This window comes from Enterobacter cloacae complex sp. 418I7, assembly GCF_050030705.1.
Lineage (GTDB): Bacteria > Pseudomonadota > Gammaproteobacteria > Enterobacterales > Enterobacteriaceae > Enterobacter > Enterobacter intestinihominis.
The window spans coordinates 4,366,819-4,392,553 of sequence record NZ_JBLGUU010000001.1; the positions used below are offsets into that span (position 1 = coordinate 4,366,819).

General features: G+C 55.3%; 28 protein-coding genes. 17 read left to right on the forward strand and 11 right to left on the reverse strand.

The window, feature by feature from the left end; all coding sequences use genetic code 11:
- The first annotated feature begins 2 nt into the window (after positions 1-2).
- From ACQG0S_RS21120 to acpT, 9 genes are read left to right on the forward strand one after another with little or no spacing between them, the layout of a single operon-like run.
- Positions 3-425: an acyl-CoA thioesterase gene (locus tag ACQG0S_RS21120; RefSeq protein ID WP_006812302.1), complete on the forward strand. Its 423-nt coding sequence runs from the start codon at positions 3-5 to the stop codon at positions 423-425.
- Positions 422-1,027 carry an outer membrane lipoprotein carrier protein LolA gene (locus tag ACQG0S_RS21125; protein ID WP_048966278.1) on the forward strand — a complete coding sequence of 202 codons (606 nt, stop codon included), beginning with the start codon at positions 422-424 and terminating at the stop codon, positions 1,025-1,027. The genes ACQG0S_RS21120 and ACQG0S_RS21125 overlap by 4 nt, the downstream gene beginning before the upstream one ends.
- Positions 996-3,317, forward strand: coding sequence for an MMPL family transporter (locus ACQG0S_RS21130; protein ID WP_048966277.1), 2,322 nt, complete (start codon positions 996-998; stop codon positions 3,315-3,317). Before ACQG0S_RS21125 ends, ACQG0S_RS21130 begins: the two co-directional genes overlap by 32 nt.
- Entirely contained in the window at positions 3,314-3,892 is a 579-nt protein-coding gene (locus tag ACQG0S_RS21135) for a DUF3261 domain-containing protein (RefSeq protein WP_023307143.1), read from the forward strand. Before ACQG0S_RS21130 ends, ACQG0S_RS21135 begins: the two co-directional genes overlap by 4 nt.
- 1 nt (position 3,893) lies before the next feature.
- Positions 3,894-5,060 carry a beta-ketoacyl-[acyl-carrier-protein] synthase family protein gene (locus ACQG0S_RS21140; protein ID WP_046620697.1) on the forward strand — a complete coding sequence of 389 codons (1,167 nt, stop codon included), beginning with the start codon at positions 3,894-3,896 and terminating at the stop codon, positions 5,058-5,060.
- Positions 5,060-5,530 carry a 3-hydroxy-fatty acyl-ACP dehydratase gene (locus ACQG0S_RS21145; protein WP_048966284.1) on the forward strand — a complete coding sequence of 157 codons (471 nt, stop codon included), beginning with the start codon at positions 5,060-5,062 and terminating at the stop codon, positions 5,528-5,530. The genes ACQG0S_RS21140 and ACQG0S_RS21145 overlap by 1 nt, the downstream gene beginning before the upstream one ends.
- Entirely contained in the window at positions 5,527-6,258 is a 732-nt protein-coding gene (locus tag ACQG0S_RS21150; protein WP_032626847.1) for a 3-ketoacyl-ACP reductase FabG2, read from the forward strand. Before ACQG0S_RS21145 ends, ACQG0S_RS21150 begins: the two co-directional genes overlap by 4 nt.
- Positions 6,255-7,484, forward strand: coding sequence for a beta-ketoacyl-ACP synthase (locus ACQG0S_RS21155; protein ID WP_048966276.1), 1,230 nt, complete (start codon positions 6,255-6,257; stop codon positions 7,482-7,484). The genes ACQG0S_RS21150 and ACQG0S_RS21155 overlap by 4 nt, the downstream gene beginning before the upstream one ends.
- A gap of 2 nt (positions 7,485-7,486) precedes the next feature.
- Positions 7,487-8,080 (forward strand): 4'-phosphopantetheinyl transferase AcpT, encoded by a 594-nt coding sequence (gene acpT / locus ACQG0S_RS21160; protein WP_022649693.1) that lies wholly within the window; start codon positions 7,487-7,489, stop codon positions 8,078-8,080.
- Positions 8,081-8,139: 59 nt separating this feature from the next.
- Here acpT and ACQG0S_RS21165 read toward each other — a convergent pair whose 3' ends face one another.
- A complete protein-coding gene (locus tag ACQG0S_RS21165) occupies positions 8,140-8,646 on the reverse strand; it encodes a phenolic acid decarboxylase (protein ID WP_048966275.1) in 507 nt (168 codons plus the stop codon).
- A 99-nt stretch (positions 8,647-8,745) separates the two neighbouring features.
- Here ACQG0S_RS21165 and ACQG0S_RS21170 point away from each other — a divergent pair, with 99 nt between their 5' ends.
- The 3 genes from ACQG0S_RS21170 (at position 8,746) to ACQG0S_RS21180 (ending at position 11,223) form a co-directional block, all read left to right on the forward strand.
- On the forward strand, positions 8,746-9,627 hold the full coding sequence (locus ACQG0S_RS21170; protein WP_023298821.1) for a LysR family transcriptional regulator: 882 nt from the start codon (positions 8,746-8,748) through the stop codon (positions 9,625-9,627).
- Between the two features lie 32 nt (positions 9,628-9,659).
- Positions 9,660-10,454 carry an SDR family NAD(P)-dependent oxidoreductase gene (locus tag ACQG0S_RS21175; protein ID WP_048966274.1) on the forward strand — a complete coding sequence of 265 codons (795 nt, stop codon included), beginning with the start codon at positions 9,660-9,662 and terminating at the stop codon, positions 10,452-10,454.
- 106 nt (positions 10,455-10,560) lie between these two features.
- Entirely contained in the window at positions 10,561-11,223 is a 663-nt protein-coding gene (locus tag ACQG0S_RS21180; protein ID WP_022649697.1) for an HAD family hydrolase, read from the forward strand.
- 60 nt (positions 11,224-11,283) lie between these two features.
- Here ACQG0S_RS21180 and ACQG0S_RS21185 read toward each other — a convergent pair whose 3' ends face one another.
- The gene (locus tag ACQG0S_RS21185; RefSeq protein WP_023298822.1) at positions 11,284-12,309 is read right to left on the reverse strand and encodes a TerC/Alx family metal homeostasis membrane protein; all 1,026 of its coding nucleotides are present in this window, start codon (positions 12,307-12,309) and stop codon (positions 11,284-11,286) included.
- A gap of 328 nt (positions 12,310-12,637) precedes the next feature.
- On the opposite strand from ACQG0S_RS21185, the gene ACQG0S_RS21190 reads away from it, so the two are divergent.
- Positions 12,638-13,972, forward strand: coding sequence for an MFS transporter (locus ACQG0S_RS21190; protein ID WP_022649699.1), 1,335 nt, complete (start codon positions 12,638-12,640; stop codon positions 13,970-13,972).
- A 36-nt stretch (positions 13,973-14,008) separates the two neighbouring features.
- Here the strand turns inward: ACQG0S_RS21190 and ACQG0S_RS21195 are convergent, their stop codons facing one another.
- Positions 14,009-14,746: an IclR family transcriptional regulator gene (locus tag ACQG0S_RS21195; protein ID WP_032674096.1), complete on the reverse strand. Its 738-nt coding sequence runs from the start codon at positions 14,744-14,746 to the stop codon at positions 14,009-14,011.
- Positions 14,747-14,915: 169 nt separating this feature from the next.
- Between ACQG0S_RS21195 and ACQG0S_RS21200 the strand changes: the two genes are divergently transcribed.
- Together ACQG0S_RS21200 and ACQG0S_RS21205 are read left to right on the forward strand one after the other, a co-directional pair.
- On the forward strand, positions 14,916-15,608 hold the full coding sequence (locus ACQG0S_RS21200) for an RraA family protein (protein WP_022649701.1): 693 nt from the start codon (positions 14,916-14,918) through the stop codon (positions 15,606-15,608).
- Complete coding sequence (locus ACQG0S_RS21205) at positions 15,608-16,552, forward strand: hydroxyacid dehydrogenase (RefSeq protein WP_045622202.1); 945 nt, start codon at positions 15,608-15,610, stop codon at positions 16,550-16,552. The genes ACQG0S_RS21200 and ACQG0S_RS21205 overlap by 1 nt, the downstream gene beginning before the upstream one ends.
- A gap of 368 nt (positions 16,553-16,920) precedes the next feature.
- On the opposite strand, the gene pcoE is transcribed toward ACQG0S_RS21205, so the two are convergent.
- The 7 genes from pcoE to pcoA form a co-directional block, all read right to left on the reverse strand.
- The gene (gene pcoE, locus ACQG0S_RS21210) at positions 16,921-17,355 is read right to left on the reverse strand and encodes a copper resistance system metallochaperone PcoE (protein WP_000723069.1); all 435 of its coding nucleotides are present in this window, start codon (positions 17,353-17,355) and stop codon (positions 16,921-16,923) included.
- A 217-nt stretch (positions 17,356-17,572) separates the two neighbouring features.
- Entirely contained in the window at positions 17,573-18,973 is a 1,401-nt protein-coding gene (gene pcoS / locus ACQG0S_RS21215; RefSeq protein WP_001211180.1) for a copper resistance membrane spanning protein PcoS, read from the reverse strand.
- Positions 18,970-19,650: a copper response regulator transcription factor PcoR gene (pcoR, locus tag ACQG0S_RS21220; protein WP_001188930.1), complete on the reverse strand. Its 681-nt coding sequence runs from the start codon at positions 19,648-19,650 to the stop codon at positions 18,970-18,972. Before pcoR ends, pcoS begins: the two co-directional genes overlap by 4 nt.
- 54 nt (positions 19,651-19,704) lie before the next feature.
- Positions 19,705-20,583 (reverse strand): copper resistance inner membrane protein PcoD, encoded by an 879-nt coding sequence (gene pcoD, locus ACQG0S_RS21225; protein WP_229692861.1) that lies wholly within the window; start codon positions 20,581-20,583, stop codon positions 19,705-19,707.
- A 55-nt stretch (positions 20,584-20,638) separates the two neighbouring features.
- Positions 20,639-21,019: a copper resistance system metallochaperone PcoC gene (gene pcoC, locus ACQG0S_RS21230; protein ID WP_000025662.1), complete on the reverse strand. Its 381-nt coding sequence runs from the start codon at positions 21,017-21,019 to the stop codon at positions 20,639-20,641.
- A gap of 39 nt (positions 21,020-21,058) precedes the next feature.
- Positions 21,059-21,949, reverse strand: a complete 891-nt coding sequence (gene pcoB, locus ACQG0S_RS21235) for a copper resistance outer membrane transporter PcoB (RefSeq protein ID WP_001378118.1) — start codon at positions 21,947-21,949, stop codon at positions 21,059-21,061.
- A gap of 5 nt (positions 21,950-21,954) precedes the next feature.
- Complete coding sequence (pcoA, locus tag ACQG0S_RS21240; protein ID WP_000925240.1) at positions 21,955-23,772, reverse strand: multicopper oxidase PcoA; 1,818 nt, start codon at positions 23,770-23,772, stop codon at positions 21,955-21,957.
- A 234-nt stretch (positions 23,773-24,006) separates the two neighbouring features.
- On the opposite strand from pcoA, the gene ACQG0S_RS21245 reads away from it, so the two are divergent.
- A complete protein-coding gene (locus ACQG0S_RS21245) occupies positions 24,007-24,456 on the forward strand; it encodes a copper resistance protein (protein ID WP_001023257.1) in 450 nt (149 codons plus the stop codon).
- Positions 24,457-24,744: 288 nt separating this feature from the next.
- Positions 24,745-25,482 (forward strand): peptidoglycan DD-metalloendopeptidase family protein, encoded by a 738-nt coding sequence (locus ACQG0S_RS21250; protein ID WP_000287501.1) that lies wholly within the window; start codon positions 24,745-24,747, stop codon positions 25,480-25,482.
- 33 nt (positions 25,483-25,515) lie between these two features.
- Here the strand turns inward: ACQG0S_RS21250 and ACQG0S_RS21255 are convergent, their stop codons facing one another.
- Positions 25,516-25,713, reverse strand: a complete 198-nt coding sequence (locus ACQG0S_RS21255) for a DUF2933 domain-containing protein (protein ID WP_000843494.1) — start codon at positions 25,711-25,713, stop codon at positions 25,516-25,518.
- Positions 25,714-25,735: the final 22 nt, after the last annotated feature.

Genomic DNA, 25,735 nt, shown 5'->3' on the forward strand with positions numbered 1-25,735 from the left:
GGGTGCTGACCGATCCCCGCTTTACGGCTGAAGTTGAAATCACCGTTCCGTTCCACGACGTCGATATGATGGGCGTGGTGTGGCACGGCAACTATTTCCGCTATTTTGAGATTGCCCGCGAAGCGCTGCTCAACCAGTTTGATTACGGCTATCGCCAGATGAAAGCGTCCGGCTACGTCTGGCCGGTGGTGGATACGCGGGTGAAATACCGCGACGCGGTGACCTTCGAGCAGCGCATTCGCGTCCGCGCCCACATTGAAGAGGTTGAAAACCGTCTGCGCATCGCCTATCAAATCTTCGACGCGCAAACCGGGAAACGCACCACCACCGGCTACACCATTCAGGTGGCCGTGGAGGAAGCAAGCCGGGAGATGTGCTTTGTCAGCCCGGCCATTCTGTTCGAACGCATGGGGATCGCGCCATGAAGTGGATAACGCTACTCGCGCTGCTGGTAAGCCCGCTGGTGAACGCGGTCACGCTGGATGAACTGCAACAGCGGTTTGCGGAGCAACCGGTGGTGCGCGCGCACTTCGAACAGACCCGCACGATCAAGGACATGCCTCAGCCCCTGCGCTCGCAGGGGGAGATGCTGATCGCCCGTGACAATGGCCTGCTGTGGGATCAAAAAGCGCCGTTCCCGATGATGCTGCTGCTGGATGACAAACGGATGGTGCAAATCGTCAACGGTCAGCCGCCGCAGACCATTACCGCCGACACTAACCCGCAGATGTTCCAGTTCAACCATCTGCTGCGGGCGCTGTTCCAGGCCGACCGCAAGGTGCTGGAAGAGAACTTCCGCGTCGATTTCAAAGACCAGGGTGAAGGCCGCTGGTCGCTGGTGCTGACGCCCGTTACCACGCCGCTGGACAAGATTTTCTCCACCCTTGATTTGAAGGGCGCGATCTATCTGGAATCCATTCGCCTGAACGATAAGCAGGGCGACACGACGGATATCGCCCTCTCCCGCCACCAACTGACGCCCGCCCGCCTGACCGATGCAGAACGCCAGCGCTTTGCCGCACCGTAACGCCCTGCGCCCGGCGCTGCTGTGGGCCGCGGTATGCCTGATCCTGCTGGGCGTGCTGCTGTCGCTGCTGCCTGGCGCGCGGCTGAACAGCAGCGTGCTCGCCATGCTGCCGAAACAGACGCTCGGCGCGATCCCTCCCGCCCTCAACGACGGATTTATGCAGCGCCTCGACCGCCAGCTCATCTGGCTGGTCAGCCCTGGTAAACAGCCGGACCCGCGCGTGGCGCAGCAGTGGTTAACCCTGCTGCAACGCAGCCAGGCGCTGAGTGTCGTAAAAGGTCCGCTGGATGCCGCCGGGCAACAGGCCTGGGGAGATTTCTTCTGGCAGCACCGCAATGGCCTGGTCGATCCGGCCACCCGCGCCCGCCTGCAAAACGGCGGTGAAACGCAGGCTCAGTGGATCCTGTCCCAGCTCTACTCCGCCTTTTCCGGCGTGAGCGGCAAGGAGCTGCAAAACGATCCGCTGATGCTGATGCGCGGCGCGCAGCTCGCGCTGGCGAAGAACAGCCAGAAGATGCAGCTGATGGACGGCTGGCTGGTGACAAAAGATGCGGCCGGGAACTACTGGTATCTGCTGCACGGCGAGCTGGCAGGCTCGTCGTTTGACATGCAGCAAACCCACCAGCTGGTGACCACCCTCAACGCGTTGCATCAGACGCTGAAAAGCCAGTATCCACAGGCGCAGCTGCTCTCGCGCGGGACGGTGTTCTACAGCGATTACGCCAGCCAGCAGGCTAAAAAAGATATTTCCACGCTCGGCGTCGCCACGGTGCTCGGGGTGATCCTGCTGATTGTGTCGGTGTTTCGCTCCGTGCGTCCGCTGCTGCTGAGCCTGCTCTCCATTGCCATCGGCGCGCTGGCGGGGACGGTCGTGACGCTCCTGCTGTTCGGTGAGCTGCACCTGATGACGCTGGTGATGAGCATGAGCATCATCGGCATCTCGGCGGACTATACGATTTACTACCTCACGGAGCGGATGGTGCACGGCGCGGAACACTCGCCCTGGCAAAGCCTGGCAAAAGTGCGTAACGCGCTGCTGCTGGCGCTGCTGACTACCGTCGTGGCGTATCTCTTCATGATGCTGGCCCCCTTCCCCGGCATTCGTCAGATGGCGGTGTTCGCCGCCGCAGGGCTGAGCGCCTCGTGCCTGACGGTAATGTTCTGGCACCCGTGGTTGTGCCGTGGCATGCCGGTTCGCCCGATCCCCCTTAGAGGGATGATGCAGCGCTGGCTGAACGCCTGGCGCGACAGCAAAGCCCTCTCCGTCGGGCTGCCGGTAGCACTGGCGCTGCTCTCCGCCATCGGGATCGCCAGCCTGCGGGTGGATGACGATATCGCCCGGCTTCAGGCGCTGCCGCAGGACATTCTGGCGCAGGAAAAAACCATCACCGCCCTGACCGGGCAAAATGTCGATCAGAAGTGGTTCGTGGTGTATGGCGAGTCGGCTCAGGAAACGCTGGAGCGGCTGGAGGCGTTTACCCCGGCGCTGGCGCAGGCGCAAAAAGCCGGAGAATTAACCCGCTGGCGCACCCTGCCGCTGAACTCGCTGGCGCGGCAGAACAGCGATCTGCAACTTCTGCGTAACGCCGCGCCGACGGTGACGAAAATGCTGCAAAGCACGGGGCTGAATGCCGTCGCCCCGAATCTGAACGCCATGCCTGTCAGCGTAGAGGCGTGGCTCGCCAGCCCGGCCAGCGAGGGCTGGCGTTTGCTGTGGCTGACGCTGCCGGACGGCAAAAGCGGTGTGCTGGTCCCGGTCGATGGCGTCAGAAACAGCGCTGCGCTCGGTGAGCTGGCCGCCCGCCATCCCGGAGTCGTCTGGGTTGACCGTAAGGCCAGCTTCGACAGCCTGTTTGCACTCTACCGCGCGCTGCTGACGGGGCTGCTGGGCGTGGCGCTGGCGGTGATTGCCTGCGGCGCGGTGGTGCGCCTCGGCTGGCGAAAAGGGCTGGTGGCGCTGGTGCCGTCCGTGCTGTCGCTGGGCGGCGGGCTGGCGGCGCTGGCCGTGACGGGCCATCCGGTGAACCTGTTTTCCCTGCTGGCGCTGGTGCTGGTCCTCGGCATTGGCATCAACTACACGCTGTTTTTCAGCAACCCGCGCGGCACGCCGCTGACCTCCATGCTGGCGATTACCCTCGCCATGATGACCACCCTGCTGACGCTGGGGATGCTGGTGTTCAGCACCACTCAGGCCATCAGCAGCTTTGGCATTGTGCTGGTGAGCGGTATCTTCACCGCGTTCCTGCTCGCCCCGCTGGCGATGCCGACTAACAAAGAGAACTTACCATGACCCGTTTCATTCGCCTGGCGGCAGTGATGATGGCCCTGTTGCTGGCGGGGTGTAGCCATACGACGAACCGCGATGACGCGCGCCCTCAGGCCTGGCTCCAGCCCGGCACCCGCGTCACGCTGCCACCGCCGGGCATCACGCCTGCCATCCGCGCGCAGCAGTTGCTTACCGGCAGTTTTAAAGGCCAGACCCAGTCGCTGCTGGTGATGCTGAACGCCGATGGCGATAAAGTGACGCTTGCCGGCCTCTCCTCCGTCGGGATCCGCCTGTTCCTCGCCACCTACGACGACACCGGGATCCACACCGAGCAGTCGGTTGTGATGCCGCAGCTGCCGCCCGCCAGCCAGGTGCTGGCCGACGTGATGCTCAGCCACTGGCCCCTCAGCGCCTGGCAGCCGCAGTTGCCGAAAGGCTGGACGCTGAACGATACTGACACCAGACGCGAACTGCGCAACCCCGATGGCAAGCTGGTCACGGAAATTGCCTACCTGAACCGTAACGGCAGGCGCGAACCGATTAGCATTGTGCAGCACGCTTTTCACTACCACATCACCATTCAATATCTGGGTGACTGAGATGATTTACCTTTCTGCCGTTGGCATGGTCAACGCGCTCGGCAACTCGGCTGATGAAATAGCGGCAAACCTGAACGCTGGCGTGGCCCCCGGGATGCGCCAGCGTGCGGGCTGGCTACAGGGCTTACCCGAGGCCGTGCTGGGCGGGGTGGAGGGTGATCTTCCCCCTGTTCCCGGGTCTTTTTCTGCGCATCGAAGTCGCAACAACCAGCTGCTGCTGGCGGCGCTGGCGCAAATCCGGCCCGCCGTCGATGCGGCCATTGCGCGCGTGGGGCGCGACCGCGTGGCGGTGGTGCTGGGCACCAGCACCTCCGGACTGGACGAGGGTGATGAGTACGTGCGCCGCGCGCAGAACGGCGAGCGCAGTCCGCAGTGGCAATATCCGCAGCAGGAGCTGGGCGATCCGTCGCGCTTTCTCGCCAGCTGGCTTGCGCTGGACGGCCCGGCGTATACCATCTCGACCGCCTGCTCCTCCAGCGCACGGGCGATCATCAGCGGCCGTCGCCTGATCGACGCCGGTCTGGTGGACGTCGCCATCGTCGGCGGAGCCGACAGCCTGAGCCGCATGCCGGTCAACGGCTTCAACAGCCTGGAATCCTTCTCCCCGACCCTGTGCGAACCGTTTGGCCGCAACCGTCGTGGGATCACCATTGGCGAAGCGGCAGCATTGATGGTACTGACCCGCGAGCCGGGCGAGATTGCGCTCCTGGGCGCGGGGGAATCCAGCGATGCGTACCATATTTCCGCCCCACATCCGCAGGGCGAAGGGGCGATCCGCGCCATCACCCAGGCGCTGAACGAGGCGGGCATGACGGCGGCGGACGTCGGTTATATCAACCTGCACGGCACCGCCACGCCGCTGAACGATCGCATTGAGGCGCAGGTGATCCACGATCTCTTTGGCGACCGCGTGCCGTGCAGCTCCACGAAACATCTTACCGGCCACACGCTGGGTGCCGCCGGGATCACCGAGGCCGCCCTGAGCTGGCTGATCCTGACCCGAGACCTGCCGCTGCCGCCGCAGGATTTTTCCCGCTACGCGCCGGACGACACCCTGCCCGCCTTCGGCCTACTGCACCAGAGCGCACCGCTGAATAAACCAGTGATCCTGTCAAACTCTTTCGCGTTTGGCGGCAACAACGCCAGCCTTCTGCTGGGGAGAGTATGATGCGCTACTTACCACCCGGGGATTATCTTCCTCACGACACGCCGATGATGCTGCTTGAGAGCGTGGAAAGCGTCACCGATGACCGCGCCGTTTGCAGCGTGACGGTGAACGAACGGGGCGTTCTGGCGCCGTTTCTGGACGCAGGCGGCAACCTGCCCGGCTGGTTTGCGCTGGAGCTGATGGCTCAGACCGTGGGCGTCTGGTCTGAATGGCACCGGATGCAAAAAGGGCTGCCGCACTGTGCGCTGGGTATGGTGCTGGGCGCGCGCGAGCTGGTGTGCGACGCAGGGCATTTTGCCGCAGGCTGCACGCTGACCATCACCATCGAACGTCTGATGCAGGATGAGCGCTTTGGCAGCTTCGAGTGCACCATTCATGCGGACAATGTCTCCCTCGCCACGGGCCGCGTGAATACCTTCCAGCCGAGCGAGGAAGAATTAACCACACTTTTCAACCAGGGAACACCATAATGAGATCCGTACTGGTCACCGGCGCCAGCAAAGGCATTGGCCGCGCTATCGCCCTTCAGCTTGCGGCGGACGGTTTCACCGTCGGCGTGCATTACCATCGTGATGAAGCGGGCGCGCAGGAGACGCTTGAGGCGATTGTCCAGGCAGGCGGCGCGGGCCGTTTACTCACCTTCGACGTGGGCAACCGCGAGCAGTGCCGTACGGTGCTGGAACAGGCGATCGCTGACCACGGCGCGTGGTATGGCGTGGTCAGTAACGCCGGTATTACCCGCGACGGCGCATTTCCGGCGCTCAGCGACGATGACTGGGACAGCGTGATCCACACCAATCTCGACAGTTTTTATAACGTTATTCATCCCTGCATTATGCCGATGATCGGCACCCGCAAGGGCGGGCGGATCATCACCCTGTCGTCGGTGTCAGGCATTATGGGCAACCGTGGGCAGGTGAACTACAGCGCGGCGAAAGCCGGGATCATCGGCGCCACCAAAGCGCTCGCCACCGAGCTGGCAAAACGCAAAATCACCGTCAACTGCATCGCTCCGGGGCTGATTGATACCGGTATGATCGAGATGGATGAAGCCGCGTTGAACGCGGCGATGTCGATGATCCCGATGCAGCGTATGGGCCAGGCCGAGGAAGTGGCCGGGCTGGCGAGCTACCTGATGTCGGATAAAGCAGGCTATGTGACGCGACAGGTGATATCGATCAACGGAGGCATGCTATGACCCGCCGGGTAGTGATTACGGGTATGGGCGGCATCACCGCATTCGGCGAGGACTGGCCGACCATCTCGCGCAGTCTGCGCGAGTATGAAAATGCGGTACGTACCATGACGGAGTGGCAGGCGTATGACGGCCTGCAAACCCTGCTCGCCGCGCCGATTGAAGATTTCACTCTGCCCGCTCACTATACCCGTAAGCGCATTCGCGCCATGGGCCGCGTGTCGCTGCTCTCAACCCGCGCCACCGAGCTGGCGCTGGAGCAGGCGGGACTGATCGACGACGCGGTGCTGACCAACGGTCAGACCGGCATCGCCTACGGCTCGTCGACGGGCAGCACCGGGCCGGTCAGCGAGTTTGCCTCCATGCTCACCGAAAAACACACCCACAACATCACCGGCACCACCTACGTGCAGATGATGCCGCACACCACGGCGGTGAATACCGGACTGTTCTTTGGCCTGCGCGGACGGGTGATCCCCACCTCAAGCGCCTGTACCTCTGGCAGCCAGGCGATTGGCTACGCCTGGGAAGCGATTCGTCACGGCTACCAGACCGTGATGGTGGCAGGCGGCGCGGAAGAGCTGTGCCCGTCGGAAGCGGCGGTTTTCGATACCCTGTTTGCCACCAGCCAGCGTAACGACGCGCCCAAAACCACGCCGTCGCCGTTTGACGTTCAGCGCGATGGCCTGGTGATTGGCGAAGGGGCGGGCACGCTGGTGCTGGAAGCGCTGGATCACGCCAGAGCACGCGGGGCGACAATCTATGGTGAGATCGTGGGCTTTGCCACCAACTGCGATGCGGCGCACATCACCCAGCCCCAGCGTGAAACCATGCAGGTGTGTATGGAGCAGTCGCTGGCGATGGCGGGCCTTAGCCCTCAGGACATTGGCTACATTTCTGCCCACGGCACGGCAACCGATCGCGGGGATATCGCCGAGAGTCAGGCGACCGCCGCTATTTTCGGCGACAGCGTGCCCATTTCATCCTTAAAGAGCTATTTCGGCCATACCCTGGGTGCCTGCGGCGCGCTGGAAGCCTTGCTGAGTCTGCATATGATGCGGGAGGGCTGGTTCACGCCGACGCTCAATTTAAGACAACCGGATGAGCAATGCGGCGCTTTAGATTATATTATGGGGGAAACCCGCCCGATTGATTGCGAATTTATTCAGAGCAATAACTTTGCCTTTGGCGGCATTAATACCTCGATAATCATTAAACGCTGGGCGTAACTATGTACCAGTTTGTACTGGGAAAGATCTCCACCCTTAGCGCGGACCCCCTGGCGTCAACGCTCGCAGACATGGCACCTCAGGGTGCGCGATACGCTTCCTGGCTTGCAGGCCGGACGCTGCTCGCCAGAACTTTATCCCCCTCACCGCTTCCCGAGATAATCTACGGCGAGCAGGGAAAACCGGCCTTCGCTAACGGCCATCCGCTGTGGTTTAACCTGAGCCACAGCGGGGACGATATTGCCATGCTGATAAGCGATGAAGGCGAGGTTGGCTGCGATATCGAAGTGATCCGCCCGCGGGAGAACTGGCAGGCGCTGGCGAATGCCGTTTTCAGCCTCACCGAGCATGACGAGCTGGAGCGTGAAGCGCCGGAAGAACAGCTTTCCGCATTCTGGCGCATCTGGACGCGCAAAGAGGCGATCGTCAAACAGCGTGGCGGCAGCGCGTGGCAGATTGTCAGCATTGACAGCACCGCCCAGTCGCTCCCGGTCAGCCAGCTGCGCTTCGGCTCGCTGAGTCTGGCGGTCTGTACCCCTACGCCTTTCACCTTAACGGCGGAATCGGTGACTTACTCCGGTATTTCTGCGGCATAAAAAACGGCCATTCCGGTTAAAACCGAAATGGCCGTTGTGCATTTAACGCGTTGCTAAGCTTATTTTAAATTATCTGGAAAGTTTTTTGGCAACTCGCTGGCAGCACACGCAATAACGCTATCGTCATTCTCACCGCAGTCGCGTACAAAAGTAATCGTCGCAAATTCATCAATCACTTCGGTTGGATACGCTGGCCCGGCATCACGGTAGCTGTTCATCAGCGGAATGTGATCGTTCTGGAAGCAGACGGTTTTTTCCGGATTATTCATGACCCAGCGTGGGAAGAAGATGGTGCCGTGGAACAGGCGGTCGCCCAGGTTCACAATCAGGCTCACGTCGGTACCGGTTGGCTCCGTCCAGGAAATTTTATAGATGCTTTCCCCGACGCGGACAATGTAGGCCTGCTGATCTTTCACCCAACGATTGCCCACCAGACCACTGTGAATACGGTAGTCGAGCGTGTTCTCGTTTTTAACGTAAATTTCGTAGTTCCAGCCATTGTCGTAGGTATATACCAGATGTTTGCCGACGAAGCCGCTTAAATCATGTTTATCGAAGGTGCTCATAAGATGTCTCCTTTGTTTTGATGAGACGATCGTACCCCTTCAAAAAATGAATGAATAACGCTATGTTTGAATCAAATTCATCCAAAATTTAGATTAATCATGCACAAGACGACGCTCGAACAGTGGGCCTTGCTGGAAAGAGTCATCGAGGCTGGCAGCTTCGCTAAGGCGGCGGAAGAGACCCATCGCAGCCAGTCCTCGGTCAGCTATAACCTGTCGCTTTTGCAGGAGCGGCTGGGCGTAGCGCTCCTGATGACAGAGGGACGCCGTGCCGTGCTGACCCCGGCGGGTGAGCTGTTGCTGAACCAGGTTAAACCGCTGCTGAAAGCCTTCGCCTATGTTGAAACGCGCGCTGCGACCCTGCGCAGCGGGATGCGAACCCGTATCGACCTGATGGTAGACAGTATTTTTCCGCGCAGCCGGCTGTTCGCGATTTTGCGCCAGTTTCAGCAGCTGTACCCGCAAACGCAGGTGCGGCTTACCGAGGTGCTGGAAAACAGCCGCGCAGATGCGCTCAATGATGAGGCCGACGTGATGGTCTTAACCCGCCGCCAGGACATTACCGGCCTGGGCGAATGGCTGATGAATATCGATTTTGTTGCCGTCGCGCATCACGCGCACCCGCTGTTTGCGCTGGATACACCGCTTAACGACGAGATGCTTCGACCGTGGCCGCGCATTCAGATCGCAGACAGCCAGCCCACCGTTCGCCCCACCGGGGAGTCGTGGACATTCTCCACCATCGATGCCGCGATCGAAGCAGTGATGTATCAGGTTGGATATGGCTGGTTACCGGAAGAACGCATTCAGACCCCGCTCCAGCAGGGCATCCTCAAAATCCTGCCCCTCAGCCACGGCGTTCGACGCGCCACGCCGCTGCACCTCATCGTTAAACGCTCCCTCAGCCCGCTGGACGAGCAGGTTGAGACGCTGTTGCGCCTTTTTAAACAGGAGCCGTCATCGTCAACTGCTACGCTTTAAGTTTTGAACCATAAAACGACAAGGAGTGAACGATGAAAATCGATTTAACGGGGAAAGTAGCGCTGGTGACCGCGTCCACCGGCGGTATTGGGTTTGCCATCGCCCGCGGACTGGCGGAGAGCGGTGCAGAAGTGATCGTCAACGGGCGCAGCGTCGACTCGGTGAACAAAGGCATTCAGGCGCTACAGCAGGTGGTGCCAGGCGTACAGGTCCGTGCCGCCATCGCCGACCTGAGCTCGCAGGAGGGCGTTGACGATCTGCTCAGGGTCGCCACGCACGTCGATATTCTGGTGAATAACGCCGGGATCTATGGCCAGCAGGATTTTTATTCCACCGACGACGAGACCTGGGAACGCTACTGGCAAACCAACGTGATGTCCGGCGTGCGCCTCTCCCGTGCCCTGCTGCCCGGTATGGTACAAAAAGGCTGGGGTCGGGTAGTGTTTATCTCGTCAGAATCGGCCTGCAATATTCCTGCGGATATGATCCACTATGGCGTGACAAAAACCGCCCAGCTCTCGCTGGCGCGCGGTCTGGCGAAGTTCGTGGCAGGCAGCGGCGTCACGGTGAACAGCGTGCTGCCGGGCCCGACAATGTCGGACGGTTTTGCCGCGATGATGAAAGACGAGATGGAGAGAACCGGCAAATCGCTGGAGCAGCTGGCGAAAGCGTTCGTGATGGAGAATCGCCCCAGCTCGGTTATTCAGCGCGCTGCAACGGTAGAAGAAGTGGCGAATATGGTGGTGTATGTCTGTTCCATGCAGGCCTCCGCGACTTCCGGCGCGGCGCTGCGCGTTGACGGTGGCGTGGTGGATGACATAGTTTGACCCGTCAGGCCACAGGTTCGAGAAAAAATGAGATCGGATAGAAGGACTGTGAAGGTAAAGCAGGTAAACTAGTGAACAGAATGTGTATTTCAGCTAAGACGTATTTATGACCAATATGATTGCCGACGAAGCCGTGGCGAAGTCCAGCGTGCTCTCTGTCTTTGACTTTGATGGTACGTTGACGCACCACGACAGTTTTATTCCGTTCCTGCGCTTTGCCTTTGGCAAGCGCTACTTTGCGGGTCGCCTGGTGCGCATGGCCCTGCCTACGCTGCACTGCGTGCGTCGCAAGCTGACGCGTGATGAGCTGAAAGAGGTGTTGATCAAAACCTTCCTGACGGGGGTGGATGAGCACTGGTTACGTCAGCAGGCAGAGGCCTTCTGTGAAAAATACTGGAACAAGCTGATGCGCCCGGAAGGGGTCATGGCTGTCGCCAACGAAGTTAATTCCGGTGCGGAAGTGACGATTTGCTCCGCCTCCCCGGCGCTGGTATTGCAGCCGTGGGCCGATAAGCTCGGCATTAAGCTGATTGGCACGCAGCTGGAAGTGAAAGACGGCAAGCTGACCGGGCGGATCACCGGTAACAACTGCCGCTGCGCGCAGAAAGTGGCGAGGCTGGAAAAGGTGTATGGCGATCTGAACGCATATCACCTGCGCGCCTGGGGCGACACGCGTGGCGACCACGAGCTGCTGGCGGCGGCGCAGGATCCGCACTGGCGCCATTTCCATCATCCGCGCAAGCGCCGAAACTCACCAATTAAGGGTTAGGTGCGGCCCGGTGCCCTCACCCCGGCCCTCTCCCACAGGGAGAGGGAGAAAAGCGATACATCAGGCCTCACGTTTCCCCGGGAACATCACGCTCGCAATAATCCCCAGCGCCAGTACCCCCAGCACCACAAACAGGCTTGCCGTGGCACCGATGTTATAGCCGTGATGCCAGAAGTGATCGGTCGCATTCAGCCCCAGCTTGAACGCCACGAAGAACAGCAGTAACACTACCGCTTTCTCAAGATGCACCAGATACTGCTTCAGCGCTTCCAGCACGAAGTAGAGGGTACGCAGGCCGAGGATTGCGAACATCATGGCGCTGTAGATAATCAGCGGCTCGCGGCTGACGGCAATGATCGCGGGAACGGAGTCGAAGGCGAACATCACGTCGGACAGCTCTACCACCGCCACGCAGAGCAGCAGCGGCGTCGCGTAGCGCTTCGCCTTCTTCACGCGACCTACCATCACATCCTTGTTTTCAGGCTTCTCCAGCTCGGCGTCCACCTCTTTTTGGGTCAGGATAAACGCGTGGCTGCTGATTTTTGGCCAGACCGGATAGAAGCGTTTTACCAGGCGGTACGCCAGATGGTTGGAGTAATCCTCGACTTCATCACTCTCTTCATTGCGTTTCAGCATCATCACCGCGGTCCAGCCGACGACCAGCGCAAAAATCACCTCAACGTATGGCCCCAGGCTCAGCAGGCTGGTGCCGATGGCAACAAAAATACCGCGGAACACAATCGCCCCCAGCACGCCCCAGTAGAGCACGCGGTGACGATACTTATCCGGCACGCCGAACCAGGCGAAGATCGCCATCATCACAAACAGGTTGTCGACGGAGAGCACCTCTTCCAGTGCATAGCCGGTGAGGAACAGACTGGCCATCTCCGCGCCGTGGTGCACGTATAAGAAGCCAGCAAACGCCATCGCCATCATGACCCAGAAGATGGACCACATGGCCGCGCTTTTCAGCGAGATCGGTTTATCGTGACGGTGCATGAAGAGGTCGATAAACATCGCCCCAACGGCCATCACCACAAAGACAACAACGGTTTCCGTCGGGAAACCGAGATGAGCAGCAGACATAGACAACCCTTTTAAGAAGACAAAACACAACACCATGCAGGCTGGCGTAAACCAGAAGTGAGAATGGGGGAGCGTGTTATTCGCCTATACCCCACAAAACCGCAGCTCTTTGGCTGCGCAAGGTGTGTACTTTACCTCACAACGGGGGGTGGCGCATCTGTCGTTTAGGCTCACGAGGTAAAGCCCGTTAACTGTGAGTCACGTCTTATTTACATCATTTAAACCTTCCATTAACTGGATAAAAAGAAGGCGCCGACGCTATAGTGGTTTTGTTTAATAAAACCGAGTTGTACCTAATAAAACCAAGAACAGACCCTGCGAGGAACACATGACAGAACATATTCGTAATGGCACTGCCGCCACTGAGGACATAGAAAGAGAGACTATGCGCAAGGTGATCTGGCGTATCCTCCCGTTTCTGATAGTCAGTTATCTGGTCTCCATTATCGATCGCGGCAATATCGGCATGGCTTCGCTACAGATGAATGAGGATCTCGGTCTCAGCAAAGCGGCGTTTGGCTTCGCCAGTAGCCTCTATTTCGTGGCGTATTTTCTGTTTGAAGTTCCAAGCAATCTGGCAATGCAGAAAGTTGGCGCACGTCTGTGGATCCCCCGCATTATGATCAGCTGGGGGGTGGTATCCATGTGTATGGCACTGGTACAAAACACGACGTCGCTTTATATCGTGCGTTTTCTGCTGGGTGCCGCGGAGGCGGGCTTCTTCCCCGGCGTCGTACTCTTTCTGACCTGGTGGATCCCTTCCCGCTACCGTGCGCGAATTATCGCGTCCTTTATGGTCGCGATCCCGTTGGCCAATTTTATTGGCTCGCCGCTGTCCGGGTTGATTCTGTCGCTGGATGGATGGCTGGGTCTGCGCGGCTGGCATCTGCTGTTTATCATTGAAGGTTTACCCGCCGTCCTGCTGGGTATTGCCGCCTGGTTTGTTCTTCGCGATCGTCCGCACCAGGCTAACTGGCTTAACGCGGAACAGAAAAAATGGCTGGAAACGACGCTTGAAACCGAGCGTCAACAGCAAAAAAATATCGGACACCAGACGACATGGCAGCTGCTCAGGCATCGTCAAATCTGGCTGCTGGCGCTGATTTACGCAGGCGCGTCATCAGCGGGCACCACCATCAGCGTCTGGTCACCGCAGCTGCTGAAATCGTTCCACCTGGATAATCTGGAGACGGGTCTGTTCAACGCCATTCCTTACGGTCTGGCATCCGTACTGATGATTGTGTGGGGACGCAGTTCGGACCGAACCAACGAACGCCGCTGGCATACCGCTCTGACCCTTTTCATTATTGCCGCAGGCGTATTTGCCGCCTTTGTCAGCGTCTCTCTTTCCGCCACCATTGTTATCCTGAGCATCATGCTGATAGGGGCGTATTCAATGAAGGGGCCTTTCTGGGCGCTGGCGTCAGGCTGGATGAGCAGCACGTCGGCGGCTGCGGGCCTGGCTGCAATTGGCGCCATCGCTAACCTTATCGGCGGTGCGGTGATGGTCAACGCTTACGGTATTATCAACGAACGGACGGGTAGCCACACGCTGGCCATGCTTCCTCTGGCGGCGTTATGCGTCACGGGGGGTATCGCGGTATTGGTGATGGGACGCCAGGCCAGCAATGCTCAGTTGCATGAAAAGCAGGTCACCCATTAGACATAACAAAAGCGGGACGCACGTCCCGCTTTATGCTTAGAGACTCTCTTCCGCAGTATCCTGCGTTTCCCCATAAAACTGCTGGCAAAAAGGCTTACTGGCCCCCATTTTCTGTGACAGGCGGCTGGCGGTGGCATGCATTAGCTGGCTGATCCCCTGTTCACGGCGATCTTCAGTCAGTCTGGAGATGGGCCCGGTCAACGCCAGCGCCGCAATCAGCTTGTCATTGACGCCGAAGACGGGCATTGCGAACGCCGCAGTATGCGGGTCACGGGCGCCTGCGGTATAGAGCGGAACAGCGGGCTCCCCCTCTGGCAGCGCGTCATTAAGGCCCCAGTGGCGAAGCACTTTACTGATGGCAGAATCGTCCAGCGGAAACTGAGTACCCGGCAGATTGCTGTGACGCAACCCGTGCGATGCTTCTGCCCGGAACAGGCACAGACGTTGCCCGCCTTCTAACACATACCAGCTGGCGCTCTCCTGAGAGGCCTGTGATAACGCCTGAAGCTCAGGCTGCACCACCCGGGAAAGATGGAAAGATTGTTCATAAAGTTTGCCAAGGTAAAGCAGACGTGGGCCAAGCGCATAATTGCCGTCATCATGCCTGACGACATAGTTCATTCGCTCAAGCGAATTCATTAACCGGTAAACCGTGGTTTTGTGATAACCCGATAGCTGCGCCAGCGCGGTCAGCGTCAGGCTCTCATCGCCGGGACGGAAGCAATCCAGTAAAGCCAGCGCCTTTTCGACCGCTACAACGCCTTCGTTACCCATCATCATCTCCTTTTCTGCTCGGCAGTGAGTGTACCTCAATTTTTGTGAGTCACTTCGTGTTTACATCACAAACGCCATCGCAGATCTGGCTAATGGGAAAGTAACACCGCTATAGTTGTTTTGTATTGTACACCTGCATTGTACACAGTAAAACAATATGGAGGCATATATGTCCGTTTCTGAAAAATCATTGATTAATCGTCAGGTCGAACGCGTATCGGCTGAACAGGTTCACCAGGCTGCCGAGTATCAGGCCGCCATTCTGGCGGATGTTGCCGGTCGCCGCGGTACACTCCATGGTCGTATCAAACCGCTCGCGCCTCACATGGCCGTTGCGGGCCCGGCAGTTACCGTGGAGGTGCGCCCGGGAGATAATCTGGCCATCCATGCCGCAATGGCCGTAGCACAGCCTGGCGATGTGTTGGTTGTTGACGGGAAAGGCGACCTGACCTGTGCGCTGCTCGGTGAGATTATGGCGACGCAGGCCCAGGCAAGCGGTATTGCGGGCATCATCATTGACGGGGCGGTACGTGATGCCGATACCCTGAGTAAAGGGCACTACCCCGTCTTCGCCGCCGGTCTTAACCCCTGTGGCCCGACAAAATCCATTCCTGGCCGGGTTAATCACCCCATCTCTATCGCTGGTGCAACGGTACGAGCCGGGGATCTGGTGGTCGCGGATATCGACGGCGTGGTGGTGATCCCGCGTGATGAAGTGCAGGCCGTTATCGCCATGGCCAAAGGGAAACTCGAAACAGAGACCCGACGTCTTGCTGCTATTCGTGAGGGCGATTTACGTCCACACTGGCTTAACGACGCGCTGCGTAAGGCAGGCATGTTATCTGACGGGGAGACGCTGTAATGGAAGATAAACGCGTTGTACTGGTCACGGGATGCGACCTGGCGGACCAGGCTGTCAGCATGCTGCGAGACTTTGACGTGGTGTATGCCGGTCACCAGCCCACAGAAGATCAGCTGGTTACGCTGTGCGAACGGCACAATCCTGTGGCCATCCTGGTGCGTTACGGCAAAATAACCGCAAGGATCATGGATGCAGCCCCTGCATTACAGGTTATATCGAAACACGGAAGCGGCATTGACGTGATAGACCAGCCAGCGGCAGCGGCGCGTAATATCGCCGTTCGTTCCGCCCCCGGCGCCAATGCGGCAGCGGTTGCAGAACATACCTGGGCATTGATTCTTGCCTGTGCCAAATCCGTGGTCACCCTTGATAAACGCCTGCGCGACGGGCACTGGGATAAAGCCACGCACAAATCTATCGAGCTGGAAGGCATGACGCTGGGGCTTATCGGTCTGGGGGCGATTGGCTCGCGGGTTGCGCTGGTGGGGCAGGCATTCGGCATGCAGATTGTGGCGTATGATCCTTACGCTAAAACGATGCCATCTGGTTGTGAACGGGCAAACACCTTACCCGACCTTTTATCCCGTGCCGATGTTATCTCATTGCATTGTCCGCTCACTGACGACAACAGAGGAATGATCAACGCAGACACGCTCGCGCACTGTAAACGTAACGCGATTCTGGTGAACACAGCGCGCGGCGGGTTAATTAACGATGAAGCCCTGTTACACGCGCTGAAGGATGGAACCTTGCACAGCGCGGCACTCGACAGCTTTACCAGCGAGCCACTGACCGCCCCGAACCTGTGGCAGACCGTCGATAACGTCATCATTTCGCCGCATATTGGCGGCGTCAGCGCAGCGTCATACATCAAGATGGGAACCGTGGCCGCCAGCAATATTCTGGACGTTGTTCACCTGACTGACGTCGCCGTCAGCCCCTAAAATGCAATGATGAATGACCGCGCCCGCTTGTCATTTACCCTCAGCTGTGTAGAGACATTAAAGTTGTATCCTTTAACCTGAAAAAGACTTTAAAGTTGTAAAGTTTTAAAAAAACACATACAAAACATGATGCTAAGTGTGTATCACACGCTGTTCCAACATTATGCCTTGATGTTCTTGCAGGAACTGCAATTTACAGGAGGAAAAAGGTGTTTTTGTAGTTATCTGGCGTTACGTGACAGTGTTGGTCAGATACTTCCACCTCTTCAGAGTTAAAGTTTGATATATGGGAAAAAAAACGCTCCCGGACGGGAGCGTAAGCCAGTGACTTCGGCGTCAAATGAGGGTCTAACAAGTGGAGCTGCGGGTTAATTCTGGGTAATCTGACTGCGATGCTTATCAGCCTGCTGCTGGTGAACAACGGAAGACTGACCATTATTCGCCTTCTCATGTACAGCTGCGGCCTTCTCATGCTCGCTCATTTCAGAAAATGACTTTGCTGTTTCGTTGGTAGCTCCGGGTTTAGCTTTCATCATTTTTTTATGCATTTCAGCCATGTCCTGGTGGGCAGCAGAATTGCTGTTTTGCATCATGTCATGGGACATTGCGGCCTGATCGTGACTGCTCATATCCATCATTGTCATGCTGTCTCCCTGAATTGCACTTTTTTCAGCAGATGACTGCATCTGGTGGGCAGGTGCCTGTGCATTATTTACCTGGTCATGCATGTTCATTGTCTCTGCAGCCATGGCAGATGAAGCGGCAGCCATAATGGCAACAAATGATACGAGAATCTTTTTCATGGTTGGGTCTCCGGTGTTTACATACCCAAACAATCAATGGCTTATAACAGAGAAAGCAGTTGATCTCAGGGCGGGTTAATCATCACTCCAGGAACCAGGTGATTGTGTTATCACGCTGCTCCTGATTTATGAATAATTATAAAAAACCGCCTCTGTTTATCGCGTGACTGAATGATGACAATTTTGTCACCTTCCAGGTTTCTCCTGAACAACGGGATTAATCCATTAACAGGCGCACTTTGAACACAATTTCACGCCCCTGCTGTTCTGCTGACAGCTCGCCGCCGTGAGCATGAATGATCGACCTTGTAATTGATAATCCCAGCCCCGCGCCTTCCGTGTTGTAGAACCTTGATGAGTCTGCGCGATAGAACCGGTCAAACAAACGTTCCAGATTAGCGGGAACCTGGCCGGACATCGTATTCGTAATCATCACGTTCACACAGTCACTGTCACGCTCAAGGTGTATCGCTGTACAGGTGTTATCGGGAGAATACTTGATTGCATTGGAAAGCAGGTTACTGAAAGCACGTCGGAGCATATCGCTGTCTCCGGCAACAACGCCCTCTCCTTCAACCGTGATTGTCTTTCCTGTTTCGTCTGCCAGGGGCTCGAACAACTCACGTAATTCATTCAGTTCGGCTGCCAGATCCACATCATGTTTATCCAGCCGCAGCAGACCATGCTCTGAACGTGCCAGAAAAAGCATGTCACTGGTCATTCGTGACAACCTTTTCAGTTCTTCCAGGTTAGCGAATAAAATTTCGCGGTAATGCGAAACATCCCTTTCCTTAGCCAGTGCAAACTGCGTCTGCATCATCAGATTACTGACTGGTGTGCGCAGCTCATGCGCGATGTCAGACGAGAAATCTGACAGTTTCCGGAATGCCCCCTCCAGGCGATCAAACATATTATTGAACTCCTGCATGGTCTCAGAGATTTCCGGCGGAGCCAGATCGGGATTTAGACGCTGATCCAGGCTGTGTACGGTCATGGAGGAAGCCAGACTGGTCATTTCCCGTAGCGGTTTCAGACCAATACGTGTGGTCAGCCAGCCCAGAAAAACAGAAATAAAGACCAGACCGATATTGAACCAGAACAGCCAGGTACTGAGTTTGTCCATAAACAGGGTGTGATACCCAGTATCCGTGGCAACCGTAATGATGACATGTTTGCTTTTACCCTGTTCCGGCGTCACGGCAACCCGCCGCGAGATACTGCGGTACACGGTGTTATTTTCTTCCGTCTGGATCATATAGTCGAGAATATCACCCGACTTATTAAGCAGGACCGCTGGAACAACAGAATTTTTGGCATAGAGTTCAACAATTTTTTCATTTTCCATGTTTTTTATAGAAATGAATAAGCCATTGTGCCCCACCATCGCATCGTTTATTTTTTCTGATAATGACTTAATATCCGTTTTGTTCCTGAACGTCTCTGTTTTAAGAAACTCTTCGGTGAGCTGAAGTTTACCTGTCAGAAAATCGCGGTCCTGATTATCGAAATAGCCATTAAGGGTGCTAATCAGGATAAAACTTGATAACCACCATACCGTAAGCATCACCGCAGAAAAAATCAGGCTCAGGCGTGTGGTCAGGGAAATTTTGAACCTCACTCTTCTCTGATCTCCAGGACATATCCGGCACCGCGAACGGTATGGATCAGTTTTGGCTCAAAGTCATCATCAATTTTACTTCTCAGACGTCTCACGGCGACATCAATCACATTCGTATCACTGTCAAAATTCATGTTCCAGACCAGGGACGAGATAAGACTCCTGGGTAACACTTCTCCGGTGCGTTGCAGCAGCAACTCAAGCAGAACGTATTCTTTACCGGTGAGATGGATCTTCTTCCCCGAACGGATCACGGTCCGGCGCACCATATCAACGGTCATATCGGCGATGGTGCAGACTGTTGCGGCCTGCGAGCGTGCCCGGCGCAGTAGGGTTCTTACACGTGCAACCAGCTCCGTAAAATCAAAGGGCTTAATCAGGTAGTCATCTGCGCCAAGCTCCAGTCCTTTCACTTTGTCCCGCACGTTGTCCTTTGCGGTTAAAAACAGGACCGGTTCTTCGTGCCCGGACTCCCTCAGTGCGCTGATGATTTGCCACCCGTCGAGGAAAGGCAGCATCACGTCCAGTATTATCAAATCATACTGTCCCTTCGACGCGGCCCCGAGACCATCGCGGCCATTATTAAAGAGATCGGCCTGATAGCCTTCCTCAACCAGTCCCTGCTGCAGGTAACGACCTGTTTTTTGTTCGTCTTCAACGATTAAAATACGCTGCATGGTCAACTCGCTGATATGAAAGTAAAAATCTCACGCATGAGCTTTGGCTGTCCCCTAGCTGACCTGAGACGGAGCAAGCATTCCGAGCCACGCTACGGCGCCCAGAATGATAATCGCAACAACGAATTCTGTCAGGATGCTGTTTCGCATCAGGGCAACGCTGCGATCATAATTCCCTTCCCTGACCATAACTTCAAGCCGGGGACCCAGGTGAAACCGGTTTGCTGCAGCCAGAAGAAGCATCAGAACAAACAGAGCCGTCTTGGCAAGCAATATCCTCCCCCAGGAACTGTTGAATAAGGGAGTTAAGTTACCCTCAGCAATATACAGATAGTTGACCAGCGCACTCAGGATCAGGGCTACAACAATCACCGTTCCTGCCGTGGCAAATTTTGCCAGGGAGTCAGATATCACAATGACGCTCTGTGCATTATGCTCGTTTCTGCGCATCAGCAGGATAGCAAATGCAACCAGAGCACCTGTCCAGGCACCTGCAGCGCCGAGATGGGTCAGATCGCTCAGTAAATGGAGATAGTAATGCAGACCGTCATGCATAACGGCGTGTCCTCCCCAGGCAAGTGTAGCCAGCGCCACGCCCCCACTCATCGTCATCAGCAGGCAGGACAATACTCTCTTATTAGTGTAAAGGAACAAAGCACCGAGTGTGGTAAACAGGGCACAGAGCCTGACAATCCAGCTAATACCCACATCAGTTTCTTCTATCACCATCTCGATAACATGGATGGATAATTCTCTGAGGTCAGTTACTCCACTCATGGCATTAGATACCAGGAGCATATTAATGCCAGTAAGAATGATGCCTGTAACAACAGCAAAAGTTATAAACGACCTGAAATTAGTCAGGTTATAGGTTTCATGTCTGACACCGCTTATTCCATATATCTGAAAAAATGGCAATCCAAATATTACCATCAAATCCAGATAAAGAAGAAAACGAATAACAATCATAATCAGGTCGTTCATAATATTACTTCACTGTAAAGGTGTAATTACCGGTAATAGGGTGCGTATCTGAAGAAACCGCGCGCCAGTCAACACGATAAGTGCCAGCGGGTAAAGGCTCTCGCGGAATAATGACCATCGATTTAGGGTCAGCGCCTGGCGCCACTTTTGCCGCGACCGGCATCGGAGAATGTGATGACATGCCTTTCATACCCGTCATCGTTAATTTTGCACCTGAGAATTTCACGGTCAGATTTTCCGAGAAATTAAGCTGAATCTTTTCCGGGGCCGCTACGGCTGAATCAGCCTGTGGCACAGAGCTTTTTAATTCCGGATGGGCCATAGCAGAGAAAGCAACGCCCATAACGAGGCCACCTGTAAGAATGGCTTTATTTAAAATCGACATTTTATTTACCTGTTTAGTTGAGTGTTTTATATCAGTGCGTTAAAACCAGATTCTGGCTCCCGCCAGGAATACTACCTGATGGTCTTTCTCACCTTCTCTTTTCGCCATATCGGATGTTTTCCCGTAAAGTTGATTCCAGGAAACGCCTATATAGGGTGCAAACTCACGGCGTATTTCATAGCGCAGCCGGAGCCCCAGCTCTGTGTCAGTCAGTCCCCTGCCGCGACCCCGCGATTCATCATCCTGACTGTAGAAATTCACCTCATAGGATGGCTGGAGTATGAGCCGGTTAGTCAGTAAAACGTCGTATTCTCCTCCCAGACGAAGGGCTGCTTTTCCGCCATTACTGACAAAACCCGTAATTTCAGACTCAAAATTATAGAGTGCCAGCCCCTGAAAACCGACAGCAGCCCAGGTCCGGGCAGAAGCAGGTCTGAAATCCTGCCTGACACCCGCAACCAAATCCCACCATGGGCCAACCGCATGTCCCCAGAGTAACTGCGCTTCAGCCGCCTCCGTTTCCCCATTGCTTCGTTCACCTTCACTCTTTAGCCAAATCCGATCTGTGTCGCCTCCAATCCAGCTGTTAACACTCCAGCTGAAATTGTTGGTGTTATCCGACCGTTGCCATTCCAGTTGATCCAGCAGAACCAGATAATTAATCGCACTGTCGTGAATCGCATGCCCCTGTAAATTGCCGAATGCAGCCTTCCGGTCGGCATCGGTAACAGGCGGAATTGGCGTTCTGCTCTCAGTTACAATGGGCTCCATTGACGTCATCTCAGTGAAATTCTCATCTGCTGGCATCTGCATGGCAGACATGTCGTGCCCGGCGTGGGGATCTGCAGAGACGGAGCCCGCCGCAATAGAAAGCTGTGAGGTAAACAAACCGGCGACCAGAACAGGTATGGCCTTCAAATTTCTCTTCATTCGCATCATTCCTCCACCCGGACTTCACGAAACATTCCCATTTCCATGTGATAGAGCAAATGGCAGTGATACGCCCAGCGGCCAAGCGCATCTGCTGTCACTCTGTAACTGCGTTTTGTACCAGGGGGAACATCTATTGTGTGTTTACGAACCATGAAATTACCGTTTTCATCTTCCAGATCGCTCCACATACCATGCAGGTGAATGGGGTGAGTCATCATGGTATCGTTGATCAGCGTGATCCTGAGCCGCTCACCGTATTTCAGCAGCACCGGTGCGGCATCTGAAAACTTGATTCCGTTAAATGACCAGGCAAACTTTTCCATGTGGCCGGTTAAATGCAGTTCTATGGTACGGCCAGGTTCACGTCCGTCAGGATCCTCAAAGCGGCTTTTCAAATCCGCGTACGTGAGAACCTTTCTTCCGTTATTTCGAAGACCAATACCCGGATCATTTAATTTCGGAGAGACGCTCATCGCCTGCATATCAACCAGTGGGTTATCCGTTTCTGACGCAGGATGACTTTGCATACCCGGCATTCCGGCCATCCGGGAATGATCCATACCGGCCATGCTGCTGTGATCCATGGGCGCGGAGGATGTCCCGCTATCCGGAAGGTCAGCACCGTCCATAGACATCATCTCTCCGCTGTTATCCATGCCTCCCATCTGGCTGTGGTCCATTCCTGCCATATCATGTCCCATTCCCCCCATACCCATATCTTCCATGGTCAACAGAGGACGGGGATCGAGGGGGGGAACGGCAGCACTTAACCCCTCTCTCGTGGCCAGTGTCCCTCGAGCGTAACCGGTCCTGTCCATGGATTGTGCGAAGATGGTATAGGCCTCACCCTGAGGCTCCACAATGACATCATAGGTTTCGGCAACGGCAATCCTGAATTCGTCAACGGTAACCGGGTTTACATACTGGCCATCTGCAGCCACGACCGTCATTTTCAGCCCGGGGATACGGATATCGAAATAGGTCATTGCCGAGCCGTTGATAAACCGTAAGCGTATCTTTTCACCGGGACGGAACAGTCCGGTCCAGTTTTTCAGCGGGGCCTGCCCGTTCATGAGATAGGTGTAGGTGTAGCCACTGACATCCGCGAGGTCAGTCGGATTCATTTTCATTTCAGCCCACATTTTCCGATCGGCAATGGTGGCTGACAGCCCCCTGGTATTCACGTCGCGGAAAAAAGAGCCAACGGTTGGTTTATTGAAATTGTAGTAATCCGACTGTTTTTTTAATTTTTTCAGCAGGCTGTGAGGATTTTCATCGGTCCAGTCAGACAACATGACCACATGCTCACGATCGTAAGTAAACGGTTCTGGCTCCCCGGCATCGATGATAATGGCACCGTATACCCCCTCCTGTTCCTGCAGACCGGAATGGCTGTGGTACCAGTAAGTCCCGTTCTGCTTAACCTTAAAGGTGTAAACGTAGGTATCATCAGGCTCTATGCCCATAAAACTCAGCCCCGGAACACCATCCATATTGGCCGGAAGAATAATGCCGTGCCAGTGAATGGACGTCTGTTCATTAAGACGGTTTTTGACCTTCAGGGTAATGGTGTCACCTTCTTTCCAGCGAAGAACGGGCCCCGGCAGGCCTCCATTGATTGTTTTGGCCTGACGCTCACTGCCCGTGATATTGACGGCCGTTTCACCAATGGTCAGGTCAAACTGAGTACCCTGCAGGGATGCGGCAACTGGCAGGCTCAGACTGGAACGCGCATTGAAACTCCATACGCCAAGACTTCCGGCTACGCCAGAGAGGGTTAACCCCTTCAGGAAAGTTCGTCGAGACGTTTTCAACAGCATGCGCATTCCCTTATTTAAAGTATGGTTACTGACAGAATTCGAGAACCGATTTAAATTAAATTACTGGTTCATCCACTTACAATGAAATGAATCTAGCACACCTTAAGAAACAAATTCATTACAATCGTGTAATGTACATAGCTGTATTACATTTACGTCATCTTCCCCACAGGTTGATTATTTTTATATATGATCATAAGGACATCTTTTATGTACCTCAGAAGGTAATTACACATGAATATATTAATCACGACCACTGCGTTTACAGCTTTATTTTGTGGGGCAGCTTTTGCTCAGTCCAGTGATATTGCCCATGAAGCACATCGATTTGTTAATAATGCCTCAGCCGTCAGTCATGTGAATTCCTCGACGCATGAAAACTTACCGGACAGGGTTAATAAAAACAACACGCCCTCATTCTCTGAAATGAATGAACATGAAAGGGCCATTGTTGCTCATTCATTTATGAACAACAGCGCGTCCTATGCGCATCAGAAAATGATTGAGGAACATAAAAAAATGCTGTCCGGCAGTGATGCAAATTCAAAGACCTCGTCTTCTTCTTTTAACGAACTGAATGCCGGAGAAAAAGCCGCTCTCGTGCATGAGCAGGTCAATAATGCCGGTGCGGAAGCACATCAGACGCAGGCAAGAAAGCTTCGCGGGCTGTATTCGACCAGGTAACTGCAGGCGGGTTAGTGCTTAGCGTCAGGTGCGCAGCAGGGCTTTACTGACGGGTTACGTAGCAGGACATGAGCCCCATATTGCTCTGCCGTAACCTGTTTCAGTCCCGTTAATCATCACCGTCGGGCTGGTCATACAGTTCCCAGAGCTTCAGGAGCAAACGGGAAACAAGATATGTTACAAAAATGACGACCATCAACGGTGCTCCCGATTAACTGACAGATGACACGCCTCCTGAAAACCCCTAGCATACGCCGCAGTGTTCATGCTAACGGCGAATTCCAGTAAATGTATTCTACCGATGTCGTAAAAGAAAATGCCTACCTTTCAGCCACCCGCTCGGGGCTGGAATCGAACGAGATCGCTACTCTTCAGCGCTCCTTGCCTTCCCGGTTTAATCTGCGGCATTTGAAAAAAAATGAATCATTAAAACTCGTACTGCAAAAGAAAGCGGGAAAATCACGTGTCGTGGCCTATAAATTTACGTCCGGTTCATTTAATTACACGGCGTATCGTATATCAGATAAAAAGTTCTATAACCTTTCCGATACTTCCGGGAAAGGCAGTCTCGATTATCCGTTACCGGCCACAGCAAGACTCAGTTCGCCTTTCAATCCTGCAAGACTTAACCCGGTATCGGGAAAAGTGAGTCCCCATAATGGCATTGATTATTCCATGCCCATGAACACGAAAATAGTCAGCGTCATCGACGGAAAAATCACCCGGGCCGAATACAACAGTACCATGGGATATTTTGTTGAAGTAACGGGAAAAGCCGGTGTTAAAACTCGCTATCTCCACCTCAATAAAATACTCGTTACTAAAGGGGCCAGGGTTACACGGGGAGGTGCTATTGCGTTATCCGGTAACAGCGGACGTTCATCCGGTCCTCATCTGCATTACGAGCTGGTCATCAATAACAACCCTGTTAACTCTCTGGCGTTCCGGGCAGCGGCACCCGCTGATAACAAACTCGAACAGCATGCCTTTGCGCATGCCAGAGACTACGAACGATACCTGGACTGATAACGGGACCGCGACGCGGCCCCGTCTGCCGGATTAATTTTTTTTATCGTTTTCACTTCCGTGATGTTGATGATCTCCATGCCCTCCGTGGCCGTGGAAAAGATGCATTAGCGGGCAGACCAGCAATAACAGATATGGCCAGTAACCTGCCACATGTGACCAGTGTTCGCGCAGGAGGGCAAATGCCGCGATCGCGGCGACAGCAATAAGCGCATAGGTGGTACTTTTCATACTGGACTCCTTCTGTTCGTAA

Coding starts and splice junctions, on each gene's coding strand:
- ACQG0S_RS21135 (WP_023307143.1), top strand. CDS start 3,314: ATGACCCGTTTCATTCGCCTGGCGGCAGTGATGATGGCCCTGTTGCTG.
- ACQG0S_RS21175 (WP_048966274.1), top strand. CDS start 9,660: ATGAAAATCGATTTAACGGGGAAAGTAGCGCTGGTGACCGCGTCCACC.
- ACQG0S_RS21140 (WP_046620697.1), top strand. CDS start 3,894: ATGATTTACCTTTCTGCCGTTGGCATGGTCAACGCGCTCGGCAACTCG.
- acpT (WP_022649693.1), top strand. CDS start 7,487: ATGTACCAGTTTGTACTGGGAAAGATCTCCACCCTTAGCGCGGACCCC.
- pcoR (WP_001188930.1), bottom strand. CDS start 19,650: ATGCAGCGTATTTTAATCGTTGAAGACGAACAAAAAACAGGTCGTTAC.
- pcoA (WP_000925240.1), bottom strand. CDS start 23,772: ATGCTGTTGAAAACGTCTCGACGAACTTTCCTGAAGGGGTTAACCCTC.
- ACQG0S_RS21130 (WP_048966277.1), top strand. CDS start 996: ATGCAGAACGCCAGCGCTTTGCCGCACCGTAACGCCCTGCGCCCGGCG.
- ACQG0S_RS21190 (WP_022649699.1), top strand. CDS start 12,638: ATGACAGAACATATTCGTAATGGCACTGCCGCCACTGAGGACATAGAA.
- ACQG0S_RS21145 (WP_048966284.1), top strand. CDS start 5,060: ATGCGCTACTTACCACCCGGGGATTATCTTCCTCACGACACGCCGATG.
- pcoD (WP_229692861.1), bottom strand. CDS start 20,583: ATGGTAATATTTGGATTGCCATTTTTTCAGATATATGGAATAAGCGGT.
- pcoB (WP_001378118.1), bottom strand. CDS start 21,949: ATGAAGAGAAATTTGAAGGCCATACCTGTTCTGGTCGCCGGTTTGTTT.
- ACQG0S_RS21205 (WP_045622202.1), top strand. CDS start 15,608: ATGGAAGATAAACGCGTTGTACTGGTCACGGGATGCGACCTGGCGGAC.
- ACQG0S_RS21165 (WP_048966275.1), bottom strand. CDS start 8,646: ATGAGCACCTTCGATAAACATGATTTAAGCGGCTTCGTCGGCAAACAT.
- ACQG0S_RS21155 (WP_048966276.1), top strand. CDS start 6,255: ATGACCCGCCGGGTAGTGATTACGGGTATGGGCGGCATCACCGCATTC.
- ACQG0S_RS21195 (WP_032674096.1), bottom strand. CDS start 14,746: ATGGGTAACGAAGGCGTTGTAGCGGTCGAAAAGGCGCTGGCTTTACTG.
- ACQG0S_RS21245 (WP_001023257.1), top strand. CDS start 24,007: ATGAATATATTAATCACGACCACTGCGTTTACAGCTTTATTTTGTGGG.
- ACQG0S_RS21185 (WP_023298822.1), bottom strand. CDS start 12,309: ATGTCTGCTGCTCATCTCGGTTTCCCGACGGAAACCGTTGTTGTCTTT.
- ACQG0S_RS21200 (WP_022649701.1), top strand. CDS start 14,916: ATGTCCGTTTCTGAAAAATCATTGATTAATCGTCAGGTCGAACGCGTA.
- pcoE (WP_000723069.1), bottom strand. CDS start 17,355: ATGAAAAAGATTCTCGTATCATTTGTTGCCATTATGGCTGCCGCTTCA.
- ACQG0S_RS21255 (WP_000843494.1), bottom strand. CDS start 25,713: ATGAAAAGTACCACCTATGCGCTTATTGCTGTCGCCGCGATCGCGGCA.
- ACQG0S_RS21250 (WP_000287501.1), top strand. CDS start 24,745: ATGTATTCTACCGATGTCGTAAAAGAAAATGCCTACCTTTCAGCCACC.
- pcoC (WP_000025662.1), bottom strand. CDS start 21,019: ATGTCGATTTTAAATAAAGCCATTCTTACAGGTGGCCTCGTTATGGGC.
- ACQG0S_RS21125 (WP_048966278.1), top strand. CDS start 422: ATGAAGTGGATAACGCTACTCGCGCTGCTGGTAAGCCCGCTGGTGAAC.
- ACQG0S_RS21170 (WP_023298821.1), top strand. CDS start 8,746: ATGCACAAGACGACGCTCGAACAGTGGGCCTTGCTGGAAAGAGTCATC.
- ACQG0S_RS21180 (WP_022649697.1), top strand. CDS start 10,561: ATGACCAATATGATTGCCGACGAAGCCGTGGCGAAGTCCAGCGTGCTC.